Origin of the sequence: Microbacterium sp. SORGH_AS_0969 (genome assembly GCF_030818255.1) — a bacterium.
GTDB lineage: Bacteria > Actinomycetota > Actinomycetes > Actinomycetales > Microbacteriaceae > Microbacterium.
In genome coordinates, this window is record NZ_JAUTAG010000001.1 from 2,861,255 (window position 1) to 2,882,319 (window position 21,065).

Consider the following 21,065-nt stretch of genomic DNA (forward strand, 5'->3'; position numbering starts at 1 on the left):
ATGATCGGCGCACTCGTGACGAGCACCGTGGCGATGGTCGCGGTGGCGGCGCTCGCGTTCTGGACCGCGCAGCGCGGAGCGGCGGGCACGCTGCCGCGGAACGACTTCATCGGCATCCGGACGGGGGCCACCCGGGCATCCGACGAGGCGTGGATCGCCGCGCATCGCGCCGGTGCCGTCGATCTTGCTTGGTCCGGAGCCGGCGCGCTCCTCACCGCCCTGGGTCCCTGGGCGGCGCTCATCGTGCCGACATCCCTTCGCGAGTTCGTCATCGTCGTGGCAGTCGTCGTGGGTCTGGTTGTGCTGCTGGGCTTCTCGCTCCGAGCGGCGGTGGTCGGCGGTCGCGCCGCGCGGGAGTTGACCGAAGGCCGGTGAACGCCCGCGTGGGCGGGCAGGGGTGTTCACCGAGGACGCGTGCGCGCGCACCCGTCCGGTGGCGGGTGTGGTGACGCGGCCGGCTGGTGGTCAGCCGGCCGCGTCGTTGGGGTGGGTGTTAGTTGCAGGTGCGGGTGGTGTAGGGGGCGGTGGTGGTGGCGGTGGTGGGTGTTCCGTCGATGGTGGCGGTGACGGTGGCGGTGGCTGTGCCGGCGGTGATGGTTTTGCTTCGCGTGGTGTAGGCGAAGCTGGTGCTCTTGCCGGCGGCGAGGGCGGTGGTGGTGCGTGTTCCCCAGGGGGTGGCGACGGTGGTGTCGACGGTGCGGGAACTGGTGTTGGTGACGGTGACGGTGAGGACGACCTTTCCGCTGACGCATCGCGAGGAGGCGGTTGCTTGGGCGCTGAGGGTGGGGGTGGGTGCCTGGGGGACCACGTCCACGGTGTATTGGGTGGTGGTGGTGTGGTCTTGGGCGAGGGTGTTCAGGGTGAGACGGGTGGTCGTGCCCTGGGTGAGGGGGAGGGTGCGTGGTTTGGTGTCGTCGATGAGGATGTCTCCGACTTTGACCAGGCCGCTGGGGGTGGTGGGGTCGGCGTCGAAGGTGACGCTGGTGGTGCCGGCGGGGACGGTGAGCGTGTAGGCCTTGGTCGTGCCGGTGAAGGTCGGGCTGAGGGTACCGGTGGTGAAGGTCAGTTTGGAGAGGTTCGCGTCGGTGGCGTAGGTGGTGGTGCGGGCCGTGGTGAGGCCGTAGATTCCGCCGACGTAGCTGCCGGAGCCGTCGGCGGTGAAGCGGACGGTGACGACGGGAATTTTGTTCCCCTTGGCGTCGAGGACGTATTTGCCGGCGGCGTCTTTTTTGTAGCTGTCGGTGGTGGCGATGTTCTGCAGGATCGACGCGGGGATCTCGTCCCACTGGGTGTAGAAGGAGTTGCCCTGGGCGTTGGTGATCTTCTCGGTTTTCAGCTTGGTGCCGTTGAGGAGCACGTCGAAGCTGCGGCCGTTGTCGCCGCCGTTGTAGCGCACGCCGAGGTAGTTCTTGGGTGCGGTGGGGTCGACGTTCATCTCCAGCTGGAAGTACGATCCGGCGGAGCGTTCGGCGTCGCGGTAGGCCTGTCCGGCCCAGGTGCCGGAGTTGGAGCGGACGGTTTTGAGGTTGCGGGCGGCTTCTTCGCTGCTGTTGCCGAGTGCGGAGAACGCGTCGATGTTCACCTCCGTGTCGCGCAGCGCCTTCTTGTCGTCCAGGATGCGCTGCTGCGCCGCCGCCGAATCCACCGGCTCCGACCCGTCCGAGAACGACAGGGCGCTGAATCGAGCGGTCGAGGTGCCCAGTTCGCCCGAGTTGCCCGCGCGACCGGCGCTGGACTGTACGACACCCGCATCGAGGTTCTCATCGGCACCGACGAGCGGGGCCTGGCCGAGGGTGGTGTAGTTCGTGCCGTCGGTCGAGTACGAGGCGGTGACGATGTTCTTGTTCCGCGTCAGCTTGACCCACAGCGGGCGAGCGGTCGTCTGAACCGCAGCGGCCTGCGAGTCGATGGCGCCATCGCCGTCCTTGTCGTAGCGCAGCGCGATCCAGTTGGGCTCGATGGCGAGGTGCGCGTATCCGGTGGACTTGTCCGCCGACGCGGCATCGGCCATCTTGCTCAGGTCGTTGCGCACCGACAGGCCCGCGCGATACCAGCCCGTGTTGCCGCCCTCGAACTTCGCGGTGATCGACCCGGTGGGCGTCAAGACGTCGCTCTTGTAGACGGAGGTGTACTCGTCACCCCCGCCGCCGATGTCGCGGCCCTTGTTCTGCAGCGCGATCACGTCGCCCGTCTGCACGGCTTGGTTCTCGGCGTACAGCGAGGGCGCGGCCGTGGTCAGTCCGGCGGCCACTCGACCGCCGAGGGCGACCGCGAGCGACTTCGACACCGTCTCGCGGCTGGTGCCGGTGAACTCCTGGCGGGTCATCGTCGCGTTGGCAGACACCGTTCCACTGGTGACGGCGTCGGCGCCGGTGATCTTCCAGGTGGCCGTGGCGGTGACGCCCGGCTCGAGGCTGGTCGGGGCGGTTGTGAGGGGGGTCAGCGAGACCTTGTCGGATCCGCTCACCTGTACGGCGATGTCGCTGAGGGGGGTCGAGCCGAAGTTGGCGACGGTGGCGGTGAGGATCTGCGATCCGGAGGTGTCACGGGCGATCGAGAGGTCGAGACCGCGCGATTGGCCGATCCAGTCACCGGGCTTGCGGTACTGCGGCGAGATGCCCGCCTCGGCGATCACCTTCTGAGCCGCCAGGGGGTACTCGTTGATGCCCAACTGCGACCTCGTGGTGATGCGGTTGTTGTAGTACTCGCCGTTGGCGTCGCATTCACCGGAGTTCGCGCACCACGGACCTGCGTTGATACCGCCGCCGAGCCACCAGGTGCCGTCGATCGTGTTGTCGCGCGTCGAGTTTCCGACGTTATCGGCCGGGGTGCCCTGGTTCTCATTGAACCCGTTCGCGAACGCCTGGTAATACGTGCCGTCGAGGGCGTTGTTCTTGGCCGTCAGGTAGCGGGTGCCTTCGTCGAAGTAGAGCTTGGTGCCGTCCCCGCCGCGCAGGTAGTTGCTGTCCCAGCTGCTGCCGGGTGCCGCGCCGAGGTGGTAGAGGACGCCGCCGTCGTTACCCTCCTTCTTGAAGTCCCACATGACGTTCTTGGCCACGTGCATGTTCTTCGCGATGGTGGGGTTGTTCTCCGCGAAGCGGGGCCAGAAGATGTACGAGCCGCGACCCTGGTAGACGGCGTTGCCGCCGGCATCCGGAACACCCCAACCCCAGCCGGTGTCGACGACGTCGTAGGGGCCGTTGGTGAGTTCGTTGTTCGAGATCTCGGCACCGTCGATGTAGGTCGCCAGCACCGCCGAGGATTCGAAGTAGTCCTGGCCCATCTTGGTGATGCGGTTGTTGGTGATCGAGAGGGAACGGTTCGCCTGCGCGTCGGTTGCCGGACGGGCGGCGGCGAGCGTGGTGCCGCCCGCGACGACGGCCGAGCCGGCGATGTCGTTGAACGTGTTGCCCACGACCGAGACGTTCTGGGCTCCGAGGCCGACCCCGGAGGAGTTCGCCTCTTCGTTCATGCCGATCCCGAGGCCCTTCGAGCCGAGGTGGGTGAACTCGTTCAGGGTGAACGACACGGACTTCGCCGCCGACACCTGGATGCTTGCGGGCGTCTGCTGGAACATGTTGCGGTTCGACTCGAACACGAAGCAGTCGATCGCGTAGGTGCCCTGCGCGCACTCCTTCTTCTGCGCGTCGGGGTGCGCGGCGTTCCACGCCGCGAGCTGCGTCGAGTTCAGCGGCATGGTCGGGTAGTCCCGCAGCCGGATGAGACGGGTCAGGTCGTTCGTGGCGACCGGGCTGTTGTCATCCAGGTATCGATACGCGTTGAACGCGTCGCGCTTGATGAGGCGCACAAGTGGTGCCTGATCCTTGGTGGGGTCGAAGGTGCGCTGATCCGAGGTGGGCAGGTCCTTCGTGGTGGGGTCGGTCAGTGCGTAGAGGTATCCGCGCAGGACCGCGCCGTTCTGCTGGCTCGCGTAGCCGTCGTCGCTGTTCGCTGCCGTGTCGCTGGAGTACTGGAACGACAGTCCGGAGAAGGTCAGGTTGGACACCGGTGCCGACGCCGAGTCGCCACTGATGCTCATCAGCGATGTCACCTGCGGGGCGACGATCGAGAGGCTGTTGGGGTTCACTCCGGATGCCGGCTTGTACGACAGCTTCTTGGCTTCGGTGTCGTAGTACCACTCGTTGTCCTCGTCGACGAACGCGAGGGCATTGCGCAGCGAGAAGGCGGGGGAGTGCAGGGGCTTGTTGACGGTGTCCCAGCCCCAGGTCTGGTTGTCCCACGCCGGCTGGCGCATGGTGACGACGTTGTTCGAGATCGACTGGAAGGGGGCGAACCGGTCGGTGAACGAGGCCCGGCTGCGCAGTTCGATGCGCTTCTGCGCAGCGGGCGACAGGGCGGTCAGCTTGGCCCAGGCCGCGCCGACGTCACCGGCGGAGACGTAGGCCGGGTCGACGGTGAGGCCCGTGCGAGAGAAGCTGAACTTGTTGTAGTCCACCCACATGCGCGACCGCAGCGCCTGCGCGCCGTTGACGTAGAGCTGGCGGAAGTCGATGGCCGAGTCGAGCGGGGCTTCCCAGATGCCGTTTCCGTCGGTGTCGGTCCATCCGGTGACCGCCTTCCCGCCGGAGAGGACCGGTTTGGCGCCGTCCGCCGCCTTCCACGTCACGGTGTTGCCGTTCTGGCCCCCGTCGGCGGTGCGAAAGGTGAGCGCCTGAGACAGCGGATACACGCCATCGGCCAGAACGACCGTGACGTTCGACGAGGAGTTCGCCCCGCGCACGGCTTCCTGCGCTCGGGTGAGCGTCTTGAACGCGGATCCGGAGCTCGTTCCGTTCGCCGAGTCGCTGCCGGACGGCGAGACGTAGAACGTCGTCGTGGTGGCGGCCGTTGCCGGGGCGGCAGCGACGAGCCCGACTGTGGTGAGCGCTGAGACGACGGACAGAGCGGTGATGACACGTAGTGCGCGTTTCGGCACGGTGACTCCTCTTTGAGTGCGTGGGGCGTCCGTGGGGACGCGAGAACATCGGGGTGGGATGGGGTGGGAAACGGGGACGTCGTCGTTCGGCTCAGCCGCCGCGCCGGCTCCTCAGCGGTTGCGCGCGCGCAGCTTCGAGCTGTCCCAGGCGACCGGGTCGGCTTTCTTTCGTTCCTCCTCTCGTGCGGCGGCGACGGCGCGGCGCAACCGCTGCTTCGCGCGCAGGCGGTCCCAGGCGATCGCGCCCGCGATCAACAGGACGGCGAGCAGGATGAGCAGGTGCGGCCAGGGCACCGCCGCGGCGACGAACGACTCGTGTGCCGGAGACACCTGCAGCCCGTCGCCCTCGGGTGCCGAGACCCGGGGGGAGACGCTCACCTCGCCCGGGACGACGAACACGGGCCAGACCTGGCCGATGGTCAGCGTGACGCGCCGCTCGGCCCCCGGCAGCAGCTCCAGCGGAGCCTCACCGGGCGCGGGCGCGAAGTCGGCGGACTGCCCGAGAGAGGTGGTGGCGGTCGCATCGACGATCAGTCGGATGTTCCCGGTGTTGCGCACGACGAAGCTGGCGTCGAGAGACCCGGGCTCCAGCGGGTTCCAGGCGGTGCGATACCCGGTGTCCACCTCGCTGACGGTGTACGCGGGGGTGAGCTGGCCCGTCACCCGGGTCAGGACCCGGAAACCGACGCGGCTTTCCACCCCGATGCTGTTGCCGCTGTCGTCCGTTCCCGTCGACGACACGGATGCCGCGATGCCGGCCGCGTGATCGCCGGGTGTCGCTGTCCTCGGGACCGTCAGCGTGAACGGGACGTCCACCGTCGCCCCGGCACCCACGGTCACCGTGCGCGCGACGTCGATCCAGGTGCCGGAATCGACGGACGTCGCCCCCGTCGGCAGCATGTTGAATCGCCCGCGCTCGTTGGTGTAGCCGTCCGCCGCCGTGATCGCGAAGGTGACGGGTGTCTGCGAGAAGTTGCTCACCTGGAAGGTGTCCGAGCCGGTCTCGCCCGGATCGAGGGTGAGATCGACCCGGGCGCGCGGGGAACCGTCCGACGCGGGGACCGGGCGCACCGCCCAGGTCGTGTCGTCGGACGTGGTCGAGGCCGCTGCCGGAGGGGCCCACGCCACGACGAAGACGAACGTGAGCAGGACCCAGAGAAGGGAGTGCGGAGACCGTCGTATCGGCATCTCGAATCCTTAGGGGACGTGCCAGGGCAGCGCTCACCGGCCGGGCGCGCGCAGCGTGCCGCGCCGACCGGTGAGCGTCGCCGGGATCACTCGAAGAGCGAGATGGTCAGGGTCGAGGTGTACGAGCCGGCGGCGACCGTCTGGGGGGTCTTGAGCTTGAGCGTCGCGGTGGCCGTCCACGCGGTGCCCTTGGCTCGAGCCTCCGCCGACGACGTCGCGATCGCGAACAGTTCCTTGTCCTTCAGGCCGACGTTGTTGTTGTTGGCGGGGTTGTTGGTCGGGTCGTCGAGAGCGGGAACGGTCCCGTCCCCGGGAGCGACGGTGCCATCACTGTCCGTGGTGACGTCGGGCGTCCATCCGAGGTTCTCGGGACCGATGACGTCGGTGCTTCCGGCCTTGGTGAACGCGCTTGCCTGGCCCTCGACATACCAGGCGGTCGGGATGACGTTGCCGTCCGAGTCCGTCGTGTCCGCGGGGATCTGCGAGGGGTCGCGCGTGTCGTTGACCGTCACGGTGGGCAGGGTTCCCCAGAACTCTCGGGTCTCGGCATTACCGTCGTCGACCTCGGTCAGTGAGGTGCTGTCACCGTCGACGGTGAGGGTCAATGCCCCGGTGCTGACGGGAGCGATGTCGACGTTCACAGCCACTCCGTGGTCCTCTTCGACCGCGAATGCGGCGGATGCGACGCCGCTCAGGAGCAGACAACCGACTCCCGCAGCAGCGACGCGGATTCCGACGGCAGACTTCTTCATTTCTTCCTCTCGATGGGGAACGGCCACGGGGCCACGGGCGGGCGCTGACCGGGCTTCGTGCGGCGCGCACCGAACAGGCCATGGTGTCGGGAACGTATCGGCGGGAATTCGACTTTGAATCACCCTGATCGGTGTCGGAGACGCACCGAAAACGTTCATCAGACGTATGACCTATTACGAGAAAGCTAGCGCACACCAGCGCGTCGTGTCGAGTGCGAAAAATCGGCAGCCGAAACCTTCGTTGCGGGGCCGGAGCTACCGCTCCGTCGACCGCGCGACGCTGCCAGGATGAGCACATGACCAATGCCGCGATCGCCGGCCGAGGCTCGACTCGACCGTCCGTCGGGACTCGTGCCTTCGACGCCCTCGACATCGCAGCGACGGCGCTGTTCGGACTCGAGGGCGCTGCGGCTGCGGCCCACGCCGGCTTCGACCTGCTCGGTGTGGTGGTGGTCGGGCTCATCGTGGCGCTCGCGGGCGGTGTTCTCCGAGACGTCCTTCTCGGTGACCTCCCGCCCGCCGCCCTGCGAACCCCCAGTCGTATCGTCGCGGGACTGGCCGGTGCGCTCGTCGCGTTCGTCTTCATCGAGATCGTCGATGCGTTCCCGGTTCTGCCCCTGCAGATCCTGGATGCCATCGGCCTCGCGCTCTTCGCCGTCACCGGCGCGCAGAAGGCGTGGGCCTCCGGCGCGAACCTCTGGGTCGTGACGATCCTCGGAACCCTCGCGGCGACCGGCGGTGGTGTCATCCGCGACGTCCTGCTGGCACGGACCCCCTACGTCTTGTCCGAGAGCATCTACGGCACGGCCGCTGCCGCGGGCGCGGTGGTGACCGGCATCCTGCTCGCGGTGACGGGACGCCCGCGTCTGGCCCTCGGGGCCGGCTTCGCCGTGGCGCTCGCGCTCCGGCTCGGTGCGGTCGTCTGGGGCTGGTCCCTGCCGAGGATCGCGTGACGCTCACGGTCCGCGTGTCCGGCACCGCGGTGCGCCCTCTCCCGGGGCGCCCCTCGCTCGGCGCGCAGGCGTTCGCGGCCTTGGACATCGTCGCCACCGGGGTCCGCGGCGTCGAGGGCGCAGCGCTCGCCGCCAACGCCGGCTTCGACCTGCTCGGCGTTCTCGTGGTCGGGTTCGTCGCTGCCGTCGTCGGCGGGATGCTGCGCGACGTGCTCCTGGGCGATCTCCCCCCGGCCGCTCTGCGTTCCTCGAGTCGCATCATCGTTGCCCTGGCGGCGTCCGCGGCCACGTTCGCGCTACTGAAACTCGTCGACGAGGTCCCTCCGACGGTGCTGCTCACGCTCGACGGCGTCGGGCTCGCCCTGTTCGCGGTGATCGGTGCACAGAAGGCCTCGGCGCACGGCGCGAGCCTGTGGGTGGTCGTGGTGGTCGGGGTGGTCGCCGCGACGGGCGGGGGAGTCGTCCGCGACGTGCTCCTCGGGCAGACGCCCGTGCTGCTCACCCAGAGCGTTTACGGCGGGGCTGCTGCGCTCGGGGCTCTGGCCACCGGCATCCTGCTCGTCACCACCCGACGTGCGCACCTGTCGATCGTGGTCGGATTCGTCCTCGCGTTCGGTCTCCGCGAGGCGGTGCTGCTGATCGGCTGACGTCGGCCGGTCGCGGGTCTACGCTGACCGCATGCGCTTCGCTCACCTCGGGGCCGAGCCCCGCATCCATCCCGACGCGGTCGTTGCTCCGACGGCCGTCGTCAGCGGCGACGTCACGATCGGTCCCGGATGCCAGGTCCTCCACGGTGCCGTTCTCACCTCCGAGGGCAGTCCCATCGTGTTGGGCGAGAACGTCATCGTGATGGAGAACGCGCTCGTGCGTGCCAGTTCGACGCACCCCGTGCATGTGGGTGCGCACACCCTGGTCGGGCCGATGGCGAGTGTCGCCGGTGCGGATGTGGGCGAAGAGGTGTTCCTCGCCACGGGGACGCGTGTGTTCAACGGAGCCGAGATCGGCGACCGCAGCGAGGTCCGTATCAACGCGGTCGTGCACCTGCGGACCGTCCTCCCCGCCGAGACCGTCGTGCCGATCGGGTGGGTCGCCGTCGGCGAACCGGTGCAACTGCTCTCGCCGGACCGTCACGACGAGATCTGGGCCGCGCAGAAGGAACTCGACTTCCCCGGGTACGTCTTCGGCCTCGACCGCGAGACCCCCGACCTGATGGTGCAGCTGACCGAGCGGTACGGCCGCAGCCTCGCGCGCCACGCCGCCGACCGCGCCCTCGACTGAGTCCACGCCCGGCTCGGGTGTGCCGTCCCGCGGAGTTCGTGGGCGACACGCCGGTTCGGGGGTGGTCGGGGCGGCGTGTCATGGCCGAACTCCGCCTGACGGCACGTGCCCGCCTCGCACGGCGGCGCGCCGACCCCCGCGAGGGGAGCCGGCGCGCCGAGGATAGAACGGATGCCGCTCAGCCGGTGTTCTGCAGACCCGCCGCCACACCGCTCACCGACAGCAGCAGCAGGCGCTGGTGCTCGGCATCCGGGGTCCCGGACTCGGTCGAGGCGTCGCGGAGCGCGCGCAGCGCGCGCAACTGCAGCAGAGACAGGGCGTCGACGTACGGGCTGCGCATCTTCACCGCGCGCTGCAGCACCGGCTTGTTGCCGAGCAGCTCACCGCCCGTGATGCGCTCGACCCACGAGCGGGTGAGGAGCATCTCGTCCATCACGAGCTGAGCGAGGTCGTCGCGGTCGCCGAGCGCGAGGTAACGGCGGGCGATGCGCTCGTCGGCCTTCGCGAGGCTCATCGCGACGTTGTCGATCATCGTGCGGAACAGGGGCCACTGCTCGTATGCATCGCGGAGGCGCTGCTCGTCACCGACCGCGTCGAGTGCGGTCCCGAGGCCGAACCATCCGGCGAGGTTGATGCGGGCCTGCGTCCACGAGAACACCCACGGGATGGCGCGCAGGTCTTCGAGCGATTCGACCGACAGGCCGCGACGCGCGGGACGGGAGCCGAGCGCGAGATGACCCAGCTCCTCCATCGGGGTGACCGTGGCGAACCACGGCGCGAAGCCCGGAGCCTTCACGAGGGCGAAGAAGCGCTCGCGCGAAGCGACGTCCATGGTCTGGGCGACGTCGGCGAATGCCTCGGCGGCCCCGCGGTTACGGCGCTCGATCGAGGGAGAGGATGCCGTGAGCACGGCCGCCGCGACCTGGTCGATGTGGCGCATGGCGATGTCGGGATCGCCGTAGCGGGCGAAGATGACCTCGCCCTGCTCGGTGAGCTTGAAGCGTCCGTCGACCGAGTGCGGCGGCTGCGCGAGGATCGCCGAGTTGGCGGGTCCACCGCCGCGCCCGAGGGCACCGCCGCGGCCGTGGAAGAGCGTGAGCTCGATGCCCTCGGCCTCGGCCCACGTCGAGATCTTGGCCTGGGCTTCGTAGAGGGCGAGGTTCGCGGCGACCGGCCCGACGTCCTTCGACGAATCGGAGTAGCCGAGCATGACCTCGAGGCGTCGGCCGGTGGCATCCAGTCGGCTGACGAAGGAGGGGTGCGTGACGATCTCGGCCAGGATGCCCGGGGCCGCCTGCAGGTCGGCGAACGTCTCGAAAAGCGGGATGACGTCGAGCACGGGGAGGGCCTCGCCCGGGCCCATCGCGTAGGAGGCGAGCTCGTGGACGTTCGCGAGGTCTTCGGCTGACTGCGTGAACGACACGATGTAGCGGCCGGCGGCGCGGGGGCCGAAGCGCTCCTGCACGTAGGCGATCGAGCGGAAGACCTCGAGCACCTCGTCGGTCTGCTCGCTGCGCTCCCCACCCGCTCGCAGTTCGTCGAGCACCTTCCGGTGGACGGCGGAGTGCTGGCGAACCTCGAGCTCGGTCAGATGGAAGCCGTACGTCTCGACCTGCCAGACCAGACGCTGGAGCGCGCCGTTTGCCTGCCGTGCGGCGCCCGCGGCGACGAGCGAGTCCTGCACGACGCGCAGGTCGGCGAGAAGGTGCTCGGGGTCGCGGTACGCGAGGTCGGCGTTGCGCGTGCGGGTCGCGGCGATCTTGCGCGCGAGGAGCAGCATGATGCGCCGGTGCGGCTCGTCCGGCGACCGCTCGGCGATCTCCTTGGCCGCGTCCTCGTCGGCGGCGCGCAGACGGTGCCACAGGGCGACGAGGGCGTCGCTGGGCGGCGTGGTCTCGGCATCCAGGGTGAGACCACGCCCCACGCGCTGCGTCGTGCGCTCGAGGCCGAGGAGCACGTGCTCGCTCGCGATCGCGGCGGCCTTGCGGGTGACGGATGCCGTGACGAAGGGGTTGCCGTCACGGTCGCCGCCGACCCACGAGCCGACGCGCACGAACGGCTTCACGATCGGAGCGCGCGAACCGGCGTTCTCGCCTTGGAGGATGTCGTCGATGCGGCGGTACACGCGCGGGACCGCGGTGTAGAGGGTCTCGTCGAACACCGACATGACCGAACGGACCTCGTCGACCGGCGATGGCTTCTCGCGGCGCAGGGGAGCGGTGCGCCAGAGCGTATCGATCTCCTCGAGCATGCGCCGCTCGGCGCGGCGGCTCTCGGTGCCGCCCTCGGTCGCGGCGTCGTGCTCCGACAGCAGTTCCGACAGACGACGGATGCTGGTCGAGATCGCGCGGCGGCGAGCCTCGGTGGGGTGCGCCGTGAAGACGGGGTGGAAGCGCAGGGCCTGCAGGCGGGCGAGGGCGGTGTCGGCGCCCACCTCTTCCGACAGGCGTTCGAACGCCGAGGCGATCGTGTCGGGCGTACCCGAACGCGACGGGCGGTCACCACGCTCACGCAGGATGCGCACGCGCTGGTGCTCCTCGACGAGATTGACGAGGTGGAAGTACGCCGTGAAGGCGCGGGCCACCTCGTCGGCCCGCTCGATCGAGAAGCCGTCGGCGATCGCCGCGGCCCGCTCGAACGCCTCGGGCGTCTCGTCGGTGTAGGCCTGGATCGTCGCCGTGCGCAGCCGCTCGACGTCGTCGTACAGTCCGGGGGAGCCGCTCTCCTGAAGCACGCGGCCCAGGAGCGATCCGAGCAGGCGCACATCGGCACGCATCTGTTCGGGCAGCTCCTGGCCGGCCTCGAAGCGGCCCACGAGGTCGATGGCCTCGGTCGGGGTCAGTTCTCGCACACGCCCCAGATTATCGGCGTCCCGTGTCGAGCAGATGACGCGCGGACACAGTGGTACACGTCCGGTCCATCGCCGCCGTGCCGAACTCCGGACTTTTCGCCGCTCGTCGCACGGATGCCGCGGGATTCTGCGGTCGCTGCCGCGTGGCATCCGAGATCTTCCGGAGTTCGGTCCGTTCTCGGTCCGCCGCGCGTTCGAGCGGGGCATACTCGGGACAGCGGCGTCTTCGCGCCGGGGAGGGAGGCGCCGTGACCGACGACGCACTGCGACAGGCCGCCGACACCATGCGAACTGTGCGCGAGCGCTGCGCGTGGACGCGGACCATCGATCACCGCGACCTCGTGCCGTACCTCGTGGAGGAGAGCGCCGAGGTGATCGACGCCGTCGAGTCCGGCACGCGCGCGGACCTGCGCGAAGAGCTGGGCGACCTGCTCTGGCAGGTGCTGTTCCACTCCGAGATCGCGGCGGGCGATCCCGACGACCCCTTCGACATCGACGACGTCGCGCGCGGGCTGACCGAGAAGATGGTGCGGCGGCATCCCCATGTGTTCGCGGATGCCGTGGCATCCACTCCCGAAGAGGTGCTCGTGCACTGGAACGCGGCGAAGGCCGCGGAGAAGCACGACCGCACCAGCGTGCTGGACGGGGTCAGCGATCACATGCCGTCACTCGCGCTGGCACAGAAGGTGATCGGCAAGGCGGCGCAGGTGGGAGTCTCCGCACCGCATCATCGCCTCGCCGATCCCGCCTCCGAAGCCGAGCTCGGCGACGCCCTGCTGACGTTGGTGCAACTCGCTCGCGAGCGCGGGTGGGATGCCGAGCGCGCTCTGCGCGAGCGCCTCCGGAGCCTGCGTGCCGAGGTGCGCGCCGCCGAGCAGTCCTGACTCTCCCCGGCTCGTACGCCACGGGCACCCGCCCGACCCTGGAACAATGGACCAGTGGCATCCGTAAACCCGCCGCGCGGCATGCGCGACTTCCTCCCCGCTGACAAGGCCCGTCGCGAGCGCGTGCTCGCCATCATCCGCGAGCGCTACCGCGCCCACGGCTTCGACGAGATCGAGACCCCCGTCATGGAGGACTACGACCGCCTGCACGCGGGCCTCGGCGGCGACAACGAGAAGCTGTCCTTCAGCATCCTCAAGCGGGGGATGGATGCCGAGGCGATCCGCGCCGCGGCCGGCGACCAGGCTGCATTGGCCGACCTTGGCCTGCGCTACGACCTCACCGTCCCGCTCGCGCGGTTCTACGCGACGAACCGCGCTCAGCTTCCGGCGGTGTTCCGCGCGATCCAGATGGCGCCCGTCTGGCGGGCTGAGCGGCCGCAGAAGGGACGCTACCGCCAGTTCATGCAGTGCGACATCGACATCATCGGCGATGCCTCGGCCCGCGCCGAAGCCGAGCTGATGACCGCGAGCCTCGACGTGCTCGACCACTTGGGTCTCGAGGGCGGGTCTATCCGCGTGAACGACCGGCGTGTGCTCGACGCGATGCTCGACGTGTTCGGCTTCGTCGTCGACGAGCGTCCGGGCGTGCTCATCACGATCGACAAGCTCGACAAGATCGGGCCGTCCGGTGTCGTCGCCGAGCTGCGCGATCGCGGTGCGACCGCGGACGCCGTCGATGCTCTCGCCGCCTACCTCGACCGCCCTGCGAGCACCCCGTCGTTCGACGAGGCCGGTATCCGCGCGGCCCTGCCGGACGGCATCCCGGACGAGGTCATCGCGCACCTCGTCGCGCTCGGCGAGACGGTGGCTGCCGCCCGGGGCGCCGACGCCCCTCTCGTGTTCGACCCCTTCCTCGTTCGCGGCATGGGCTACTACACCGGCACGATCTTCGAACTCGCCCACCCCTCCGTCGACTACTCGCTCGGCGGCGGCGGTCGCTACGACGGCATGATCGGGCGCTTCCTCGGACAGGACGTCCCGGCGGTCGGGTTCTCGATCGGCTTCGAGCGCATCGTCGATCTGCTGCAGGATGCCGCGGACACCGGCGAGCGATCCGTCGTCCTCGTGCACGACCGAGACGTGCCGCTCTCCACCCTGCTCGCGCTCAAGACGGCGCTGATCGCCCAGGGCGTGCGCGTGCGCGTCGAACAACGGGCGAAGAACATGAAGGCGCTGCTCGAGCGATCCGCCGCCGACGGCTACGTGTCGTTCGCGAGCGTCGGGGTGGACACCACGGCCGAGTCTCTGGAGCTTCGCCCACTGAACTGAGAGCGCGCGGGGCCGCTGCGCGCACCTCGCTCGTGAGGTCCCTGAGCCTGTCGAAGGGACCGGCTCGGCGGCCCGGTGGCTTCGACGAGCTCAGCCGCCTCTCGCGCGGCTCCGCGTCGGTACGGGGGCTGGCGACGAGCTCAGCCACCTTTCGCGCAGCTCCGCGTCGGCGAGGGACGCGGCTAAGCGACCGCGCTGATCAACGCCTCCGTCGGGTTCTCGGCCGCGAGGCGATCCAGACGCGCCGCGGTGTCGGCATCCCGGGGCGAGAACCAGACCACGCGAGAGCCGAGGCCGTCGTCGATCCACAGGCTCGACATCTCGAGGTTCAGTTCGCCGACCCGCGCGTGCACGAGGTGCTTGACGGCATTGCGCTCGCCGCCCACGTCGCCCAGGCGCCAGAGCTCGGCGAACCGCGGCGACTCCTCTTCGAGCTCGGCGACGAAGCGCTGCCAGGACGGCTCCTCGTGGTGTCGCCCGTACGCTGCGCGCAGGCGCGCGGCGATCCGCCGTTGGGCGTGGTCGAGGTCGACGTGCGCGTGTTGCCACACGGAGTCGGTGAACAGCAGCACGGCGCAATTGCGTCGCTCGGCGGGCATCTCGTCGAGGTCGTCGAACAGGTAGCGGTACGAGCGGTTGTACGCGCGGATATCGAAGCGAGCGGTCTGGACCGCCGCGGGGTAGGGAAGCAGCTTCTCGAGCAGGTCGAGATGCGTCGCTCCCACGCAGAGGCGCGTTCCTCGATCGGGAACGGGGAGGTCGGCGAGGGCGAACAGGTGGTCGCGCTCGTCGTCGCTCAGGCGGAGCGCCCGCGCGATGGCCGCGACGACCTGCGCGGACGCGGCGATCGGTCGGCCCTGCTCGAGCCAGGTGTACCAGGTGAGCCTGACACCGGCGAGCTGCGCGACTTCTTCACGGCGGAGACCGGCGACACGGCGTCGCGTGCCCTCGGGCAGCCCCACGTCTGCGGGGCGAAGACGCGCTCGCCTACTGCGCAGGAACCCCGCGAACTCGGCGCGGACATCATCGGATCGGGTCACGGCATCGCTCCTTCTCCGGCGATCATAGGGCGGTCCTCCGACACTCGACCGCCGCAGGGGAGTGGTGCCAGTACCAGGATGAGTGCACTCCTGGTACCAGGATGCCGCGGTCTCCATGCTGGCACCATGACCACCTCCGCACACCCCGCCACCGGCACGGCTCCCGTGCCGATCCGTCCGGGAGCCTTCGCCGATGTCCCCACCTGGCGCTACCTCGGGTTCCTTCTCGGGCCGGGCGTGGGGACGTTCGCCTTCAACGCGGTCACCGTGATCCTGCCGACGCTGCGCGAGCGCTTCGGGGCGGGAGATGTGGCTCTCGAGCTCGTCATCGCGGGTTACGGCATCCCCTTCGCGGTCCTCCTCATCCTCGGCGGGCGGCTCGGCGACCGCTTTGGGCGGCATCGCCTGTATGTCGTCGGCATGGGACTCTTCCTCGTCTCGGCGATCGCGTGCGCGCTCGCCCCCTCGATCGAGACGTTGATCGCCGCCCGGATCGTGCAGGGCGTGGGCGCGGCCCTCTGCACACCGCAGGTCCTCGCCACGATCCAGGCCACCTCGCAGGGAGCCGCACGCACCCGCGCGATCGCCGCGTTCGGGGCGAGCGGCGGGATCGGTGCCGCCGTCGGCCAGGTCGCCGGAGGGGCGCTCGCCGCGCTGTCGTTCGGTCCGGTCGAGGGATGGCGCGCGGTGTTCGTCGTCGTCGCGCTGATCGCCGTCGCGGCGATCACGTTCGCTCCGCTCGCGCCCCGGTCGCGCGCCCACGAGATCGTTGCGATCGACCTGGTCGGCACCGCGGCGCTGGGGCTCGGCATCCTGGCCGCTTCCCTGGCCCTGACCTTCGGCCCGGCGTGGAACTGGTCGTGGCCGGTCGGTGTCGCCCTCGTCATCGCGGCGGTGTCGCTCGTGGCGATGTGGAAGCACCAGAACGCGATCGAACGCTCCGGGCGGGTGCCCCTCCTGCCGCCGAGCGTCCTGCGCCTTCGGCCCCTGCAGCTCGGCCTGATGGCGGCCGGCCTCTTCTTCGCCGGATACTCGGCCCTGCTCTACGTCTTCCCGCGCGCGGTCGAGGCGGGCGGACTGACCTCGCTGCAGGCCGGCCTGGCTCTGCTGCCGTTCGCTGTCGTCTTCGCGGGCGTCTCGCTCGCCGTGGCGCGTATCCAGAGCCGGCTCGGCGACTCCACGCTGATCCTCGGCGTCTCTCTGCAGATCGTCGCCCTGGTCGCGATGGCCGTGACTCTCACGCTCGCGTGGGGGAGCGAGATCGGGTTGTGGCTGCAGCCTTCGCTCCTCGTACTCGGCGCCGGTCAAGCGCTGATCTTCTCTCCCCTCACGCAGCTCGTTGTGCGCGAGGTCCCCGTCGAGGCGGCCGGGCTGTCGGGCGGAATGTTCAGCACCGCCCAGCAAGTGGCTCTGTCGTTCGGCGTCATCGTGATCGGAGGTGTCATCGCCCTGACCGGGGTCGCCGGCCGGGCTGAGCTGCTCGCGGGTCTCGGCCTCGACATCGCGCTCGCCGTCGCTGTCCTCGCGCTGGCGGTGGCCCTGCGTGCGCGGAGCCGCCGCGCGGCAGTGTGAGCCGTCCGGATGCCGGGAGCCCGCCGTCGCCCTCCCGTCACGGCGCGGCCACCCGGCGTTCACCGCGGGCCGGTGTCATCGGAGGATGCGCACGCGTCGACCGGTGACCCTGGCCGCGGCCTCCGTCGTGGCGCTCGCCGGGGCGGGGGCGGTCGGTCTGCGGACCCTCCTCATCCGCCAGGCGGCGGTTGCCCGCCGCCGCATCGGCAAACCGCTCGGTGAGCAGGCGCTCGACGCCGACCGCGTGTGGCGCCGGAAGAAGCATCCCGGCGAGCCGGTCGAGCTGTTGCTGCTCGGCGACTCGATCGCTGCGGGTCTCGGCGCCGCCCACCGGCGCGACACGCTCGGTGCACGCCTCGCGAAGGGGATCGCGCGGCACGCGGGTCGGCCGGTGCGGCTGCGCACGGCGGCGGTGGTGGGGTCGGAGACGTCCGCTCTCGCCCGCCCAGGTCGCGTCGCTTCCCGCGGAGTACGTGCCGGACGCGGCGGTCATCGTCGTCGGCGGTAACGACGTCACCCACCGCATCCCCGCGGCACGCTCGGCGGATCAGCTGGCCGACGTCGTCCGTGAGCTGCGGGAGCGCGGCGTGCCCGTGGTGGTCGGTACGTGCCCTGACCTGGGGACGCTGCGCGCGATTCCGCAACCCCTGCGTGCGCTGGCCGCGCGCTCGTCGAGGCAGTTGGCGTCGGCGCAGGCTGCGGCGGTCCACGGCGCCGGAGGGCGCGTCGTCGCGCTCGCTCAGGCCGTGGGGCCGATGTTCGCCGAGCGCCCCGACGAGATGTTCAGCATCGACCGCTTCCACCCCAGCGCACTCGGCTACCGCCGCACGGCCGACGCGTTGCTCCCCGCGGTGCTCGCCGCGCTGGCCGAACCGGCGCACCCCGGGCGAAACTCCTGATCGTCCCGCTCTCGCGCCGTCCCGACCCCCGGGTTCACGCGGCGAGGCGTCGCATGAGCTCGCGAAACTCAGGAGTTTCGCACGACCCCGGGCCGGGCCGCTCCTCGGCCGATCCATAGGTCGCGGCCCTACTTTTTCCCCACGCCTCCCATCGATGTCTTCCTCAGCACCTGGCGCGCCGATCCGATCACGCTCGGCGTGCTCTTCGTGGCATCCGTCGCCTATCTCCTCGGCGTCCGCCGCGTGCGTCGCCGGGGCGAGCCGTGGCCGGTCCGCCGTACGATCGGCTTCTTCGCGCTCGGGTTGCTTCCTTACGCCGTCATCGAGCTCGGCTTCCTCGGCGTGTACTCCGCGGACCTGCGCTGGGCGTTCTCCACGCGCATCGCGCTGCTGATCTTCGCCGTGCCCGCGGGGATCGCCGCCGGTCGTCCTCTCGACCTCGTCCCTTCCGCCCTCCGCGAGCGTGTTCTCGCCTCCCGGGTCACCCGCATCTTCGGCAACGCGATGGTCGCCACCGTCGTCATCGCGGCGGTGTTCTGCCTCTTCCTCACGCCGGTGGCCGGCATCCTGCGCGTCAATCCCGTGGTCGAGGCCTCCCTCGGCATCGTCGTGCCCCTCGTCGGGCTCGCCATGGTGCTGCCGATGATGGCCCTGGGTGCTGTGCACACGGGAACCTTCATCGCGATCGAGTTCCTGCTCGCGTTCGTCGAGCTGCTGATCGACTCGGTTCCGGGCTTGCTCATGCGGCTCAACGACAATGTGCTGGATCTGATCCCGGATGCCACGCGCGCGGTGTCGTGGTGGCCGTCGACGCTGCACGATCAGCACCTGGCCGGCGACTGGATCTGGTTCATCGCCGAGTTCGCCGACGTCCCGATCCTCGTGATCCTCATGATCCGGTGGATGCGCAGCGACCGCGTCGAGGCGAAGAGCTTCGACGACCTCTCCGACGAGGAGTACGACGAGATGACCCGCGCTCACCTGCGCGGCGAGCGTTGACCCGCGCTCTCCTCGCCGACAGGCTGGGGGAGTGCCCACCCACGAAGACGTCGACGCGTTCCTGACCGACACCCTGGTCGGTGACGACCCCGTTCTGGATGCCGTGCTCCAGACGCAGCACGACGGTGGCCTTCCGTCGATCGAGGTCGCCCCCGTCAACGCCAAGTTCCTTCACCTGCTGACCCGCATTGCGGGCGCGCGGCGGGTGCTGGAGGTCGGCACGCTCGGCGGCTACTCGAGCATCTGGTTCGCCCGGGCGGTCGGGGCGGGAGGACGCGTCGTCACGATCGAGGCCGAGCCCGCCAACGCGGAGATCGCGCGCGCGAACCTCCATCGCGCCGGGGTCTCCGACCGGGTCGAGGTGCGCGTCGGTCGCGGGGCCGACGTCCTCCCCACCCTGGAGGGCGAGGAGCCCTTCGACCTCGTCTTCATCGACGCCGACAAGGAGTCGAACACCGTCTACCTCGACTGGGCGGCGCGGCTCGGGCGCCCCGGCACCGTCGTCGTGCTCGACAACGTCGTGCGCGGGGGAGAGGTGGCCGATGCCGCCACCACCGATCCCAAGGTGCGTGGCGCCCGCGCCGGCCTGGTGATGCTGGGGCAGGATCCCCGATTCGACGCCACGGCGCTACAGACCCTCGACCGCAAGGGCTGGGACGGGGTGGCGGTGGCGATCGTGGTGGACCCGGTGGCAGCGGCCGGAGCCTGAGGAGGTCCCTTCGCGCGGTGAGGTCCCTGAGCGCGGTGAGGTCCCTGCGCGCGGAGAGGTCCCTGAGCGCGGAGAGGTCCCTGAGCCTGTCGAAGGGACCGGGCGCACGCGCTCACCGGTGGCTTCGACAGGCTCAGCCACCTCGTGCACGACCCGACCGCACGCCCGCCGAACGACATCACTAGACTCGACTGCGGACCGACGACGCTCCGCCCTCTTCCACCCAAGAACCAACGAGGAGTCCTTCGTGGCACTTATCGAGGCTGTCAACGCGCGCGAGATCCTGGATTCGCGCGGTAACCCGACCGTCGAGGTGGAGGTGCTCCTCGACGACGGCATCGTCCAGCGTGCGGCCGTTCCGTCCGGCGCGTCCACCGGTGCCTTCGAGGCCTACGAGCTGCGCGACGGTGACAAGAGCCGTTACGGCGGCAAGGGCGTGCTCAAGGCGGTCGCCGCGGTCGTCGACGAGCTCGGCCCGGCCATCGAGGGTGTCGAGGCCAGCGAGCAGCGCATCATCGACGAGATCCTCATCGAGACCGACGGCACCGAGAACAAGTCGCGCACCGGCGCCAACGCCATCCTCGGCGTGTCGCTCGCCGTCGCCAAGGCCGCCGCCGACAGCGCCGACCTCCCCCTGTTCCGCTACCTCGGCGGCCCGAACGCGCACCTGCTGCCCGTGCCGCTGTTCAACGTCATCAACGGCGGCGAGCACGCCGACAACGGCATCGACTTCCAGGAGTTCTTCCTCGCGCCCATCGGTGCCGACACCTACGGCGAGTCCCTCCGCTGGGGCACTGAGGTCTACCACGTCCTCAAGGGCGAGCTGAAGTCCGCCGGCTACAACACCGGCCTCGGCGACGAGGGTGGCTTCGCCCCCGACCTGCCCAGCAACCGCGAGGGTCTCGACTTCCTCATCCGCGCGATCGAGAAGGCCGGCTTCACCCCCGGCAAGGACATCGCGGTCGGCCTCGACGTCGCTGCCACCGAGTTCTACAAGGACGGCGTCTACACCGTCGAGGGCAAGGAGTGGAGCGTCGACACCCTGGTCGACTACTTCGCCGACCTCGTCGCGAACTTCCCGATCGTCACGATCGAAGACGCGCTCGCCGAAGACGACTGGGACGGCTGGAAGAAGCTGACGGATGCCATCGGCTCCAAGGTCCAGCTCGTCGGCGACGACCTCTTCGTCACCAACCCCAAGCGACTGAAGCAGGGCATCGACCTGGGCGTCGCGAACTCGCTCCTGGTGAAGGTCAACCAGATCGGCACGCTGTCCGAGACCCTGGATGCCATCGCCCTGGCGACCCGTTCCGGCTACACCTCGATGCTGTCGCACCGCTCGGGTGAGACCGAGGACACCACGATCGCCGACCTCGCCGTCGCCGTGAACGCCGGCCAGATCAAGACCGGTGCCCCGGCGCGCAGCGAGCGCGTCGCGAAGTACAACCAGCTGCTCCGCATCGAGGAAGACCTCGGCGACGCCGCCGTCTTCGCCGGCCGCTCGGCGTTCCCCCGCTTCAAGGGCTGAGCGTCTGACATCGCGAGGAGGGGGAGCCGCGAGGCTCCCCCTCCTTCGTCGTTTCCGGGATTCTCGCGTGTTCGCTGAGACCCTCGACCGTCCGCGGCGCGTCCCCGGGGCGCCGCGAACGGGCGACGTAGACTCGGCTCGGCCCGT

At 69.9% G+C, this 21,065-nt stretch carries 17 protein-coding genes; 11 read left to right on the forward strand and 6 right to left on the reverse strand.

Features of this window, described 5'->3' with window-relative positions; genetic code table 11:
• Positions 1-375 carry an SdpI family protein gene (locus QE388_RS13360; RefSeq protein ID WP_275801591.1) on the forward strand — a complete coding sequence of 125 codons (375 nt, stop codon included), beginning with the start codon at positions 1-3 and terminating at the stop codon, positions 373-375.
• Positions 376-493: 118 nt separating this feature from the next.
• On the opposite strand, the gene QE388_RS13365 is transcribed toward QE388_RS13360, so the two are convergent.
• The 3 genes from QE388_RS13365 to QE388_RS13375 form a co-directional block, all read right to left on the reverse strand.
• On the reverse strand, positions 494-4,936 hold the full coding sequence (locus QE388_RS13365) for a cadherin-like beta sandwich domain-containing protein (protein ID WP_307385751.1): 4,443 nt from the start codon (positions 4,934-4,936) through the stop codon (positions 494-496).
• Positions 4,937-5,047: 111 nt separating this feature from the next.
• Positions 5,048-6,124, reverse strand: coding sequence for a WxL protein peptidoglycan domain-containing protein (locus QE388_RS13370; protein WP_307385752.1), 1,077 nt, complete (start codon positions 6,122-6,124; stop codon positions 5,048-5,050).
• 86 nt (positions 6,125-6,210) lie between these two features.
• Positions 6,211-6,876, reverse strand: a complete 666-nt coding sequence (locus QE388_RS13375; RefSeq protein WP_307385753.1) for a hypothetical protein — start codon at positions 6,874-6,876, stop codon at positions 6,211-6,213.
• 296 nt (positions 6,877-7,172) lie between these two features.
• Here QE388_RS13375 and QE388_RS13380 point away from each other — a divergent pair, with 296 nt between their 5' ends.
• The 3 genes from QE388_RS13380 to QE388_RS13390 are packed head-to-tail and all read left to right on the forward strand — an operon-like array spanning position 7,173 to position 9,107.
• Positions 7,173-7,829, forward strand: coding sequence for a trimeric intracellular cation channel family protein (locus tag QE388_RS13380; RefSeq protein WP_307385754.1), 657 nt, complete (start codon positions 7,173-7,175; stop codon positions 7,827-7,829).
• Complete coding sequence (locus QE388_RS13385) at positions 7,826-8,476, forward strand: trimeric intracellular cation channel family protein (RefSeq protein WP_307385755.1); 651 nt, start codon at positions 7,826-7,828, stop codon at positions 8,474-8,476. Before QE388_RS13380 ends, QE388_RS13385 begins: the two co-directional genes overlap by 4 nt.
• Before the next feature lie 31 nt (positions 8,477-8,507).
• Positions 8,508-9,107: a gamma carbonic anhydrase family protein gene (locus QE388_RS13390; RefSeq protein WP_307385756.1), complete on the forward strand. Its 600-nt coding sequence runs from the start codon at positions 8,508-8,510 to the stop codon at positions 9,105-9,107.
• 178 nt (positions 9,108-9,285) lie between these two features.
• On the opposite strand, the gene QE388_RS13395 is transcribed toward QE388_RS13390, so the two are convergent.
• Entirely contained in the window at positions 9,286-11,958 is a 2,673-nt protein-coding gene (locus QE388_RS13395; protein ID WP_307385757.1) for a phosphoenolpyruvate carboxylase, read from the reverse strand.
• A 284-nt stretch (positions 11,959-12,242) separates the two neighbouring features.
• Between QE388_RS13395 and QE388_RS13400 the strand changes: the two genes are divergently transcribed.
• Positions 12,243-12,842 (forward strand): MazG family protein, encoded by a 600-nt coding sequence (locus QE388_RS13400; RefSeq protein ID WP_307387143.1) that lies wholly within the window; start codon positions 12,243-12,245, stop codon positions 12,840-12,842.
• Positions 12,843-12,923: 81 nt separating this feature from the next.
• Positions 12,924-14,171, forward strand: a complete 1,248-nt coding sequence (hisS, locus tag QE388_RS13405) for a histidine--tRNA ligase (protein WP_307387145.1) — start codon at positions 12,924-12,926, stop codon at positions 14,169-14,171.
• Positions 14,172-14,353: 182 nt separating this feature from the next.
• Here the strand turns inward: hisS and QE388_RS13410 are convergent, their stop codons facing one another.
• Positions 14,354-15,211, reverse strand: a complete 858-nt coding sequence (locus QE388_RS13410; protein ID WP_307385758.1) for a helix-turn-helix transcriptional regulator — start codon at positions 15,209-15,211, stop codon at positions 14,354-14,356.
• Between the two features lie 126 nt (positions 15,212-15,337).
• Between QE388_RS13410 and QE388_RS13415 the strand changes: the two genes are divergently transcribed.
• Complete coding sequence (locus QE388_RS13415) at positions 15,338-16,783, forward strand: MFS transporter (RefSeq protein WP_307385759.1); 1,446 nt, start codon at positions 15,338-15,340, stop codon at positions 16,781-16,783.
• A gap of 37 nt (positions 16,784-16,820) precedes the next feature.
• Here the strand turns inward: QE388_RS13415 and QE388_RS13420 are convergent, their stop codons facing one another.
• Positions 16,821-17,114, reverse strand: a complete 294-nt coding sequence (locus tag QE388_RS13420) for a hypothetical protein (protein ID WP_307385760.1) — start codon at positions 17,112-17,114, stop codon at positions 16,821-16,823.
• Between the two features lie 16 nt (positions 17,115-17,130).
• Between QE388_RS13420 and QE388_RS13425 the strand changes: the two genes are divergently transcribed.
• The 4 genes from QE388_RS13425 (at position 17,131) to eno (ending at position 20,918) form a co-directional block, all read left to right on the forward strand.
• Positions 17,131-17,682, forward strand: coding sequence for a GDSL-type esterase/lipase family protein (locus QE388_RS13425; RefSeq protein WP_307385761.1), 552 nt, complete (start codon positions 17,131-17,133; stop codon positions 17,680-17,682).
• A 207-nt stretch (positions 17,683-17,889) separates the two neighbouring features.
• Entirely contained in the window at positions 17,890-18,681 is a 792-nt protein-coding gene (locus tag QE388_RS13430; protein WP_307385762.1) for a cytochrome c oxidase assembly protein, read from the forward strand.
• 31 nt (positions 18,682-18,712) lie between these two features.
• Positions 18,713-19,390 carry an O-methyltransferase gene (locus QE388_RS13435; protein ID WP_307385763.1) on the forward strand — a complete coding sequence of 226 codons (678 nt, stop codon included), beginning with the start codon at positions 18,713-18,715 and terminating at the stop codon, positions 19,388-19,390.
• A 247-nt stretch (positions 19,391-19,637) separates the two neighbouring features.
• The gene (gene eno / locus QE388_RS13440; protein ID WP_058597836.1) at positions 19,638-20,918 is read left to right on the forward strand and encodes a phosphopyruvate hydratase; all 1,281 of its coding nucleotides are present in this window, start codon (positions 19,638-19,640) and stop codon (positions 20,916-20,918) included.
• Positions 20,919-21,065 lie beyond the last annotated feature (147 nt).

Bases quoted from the DNA above. Each gene is read 5' to 3' on its own strand.
- QE388_RS13370 (WP_307385752.1), bottom strand. From the start codon at position 6,124: ATGCCGATACGACGGTCTCCGCACTCCCTTCTCTGGGTCCTGCTCACG.
- QE388_RS13380 (WP_307385754.1), top strand. From the start codon at position 7,173: ATGACCAATGCCGCGATCGCCGGCCGAGGCTCGACTCGACCGTCCGTC.
- QE388_RS13400 (WP_307387143.1), top strand. From the start codon at position 12,243: ATGCGAACTGTGCGCGAGCGCTGCGCGTGGACGCGGACCATCGATCAC.
- hisS (WP_307387145.1), top strand. From the start codon at position 12,924: ATGCGCGACTTCCTCCCCGCTGACAAGGCCCGTCGCGAGCGCGTGCTC.
- QE388_RS13375 (WP_307385753.1), bottom strand. From the start codon at position 6,876: ATGAAGAAGTCTGCCGTCGGAATCCGCGTCGCTGCTGCGGGAGTCGGT.
- QE388_RS13415 (WP_307385759.1), top strand. From the start codon at position 15,338: ATGACCACCTCCGCACACCCCGCCACCGGCACGGCTCCCGTGCCGATC.
- QE388_RS13390 (WP_307385756.1), top strand. From the start codon at position 8,508: ATGCGCTTCGCTCACCTCGGGGCCGAGCCCCGCATCCATCCCGACGCG.
- QE388_RS13360 (WP_275801591.1), top strand. From the start codon at position 1: ATGATCGGCGCACTCGTGACGAGCACCGTGGCGATGGTCGCGGTGGCG.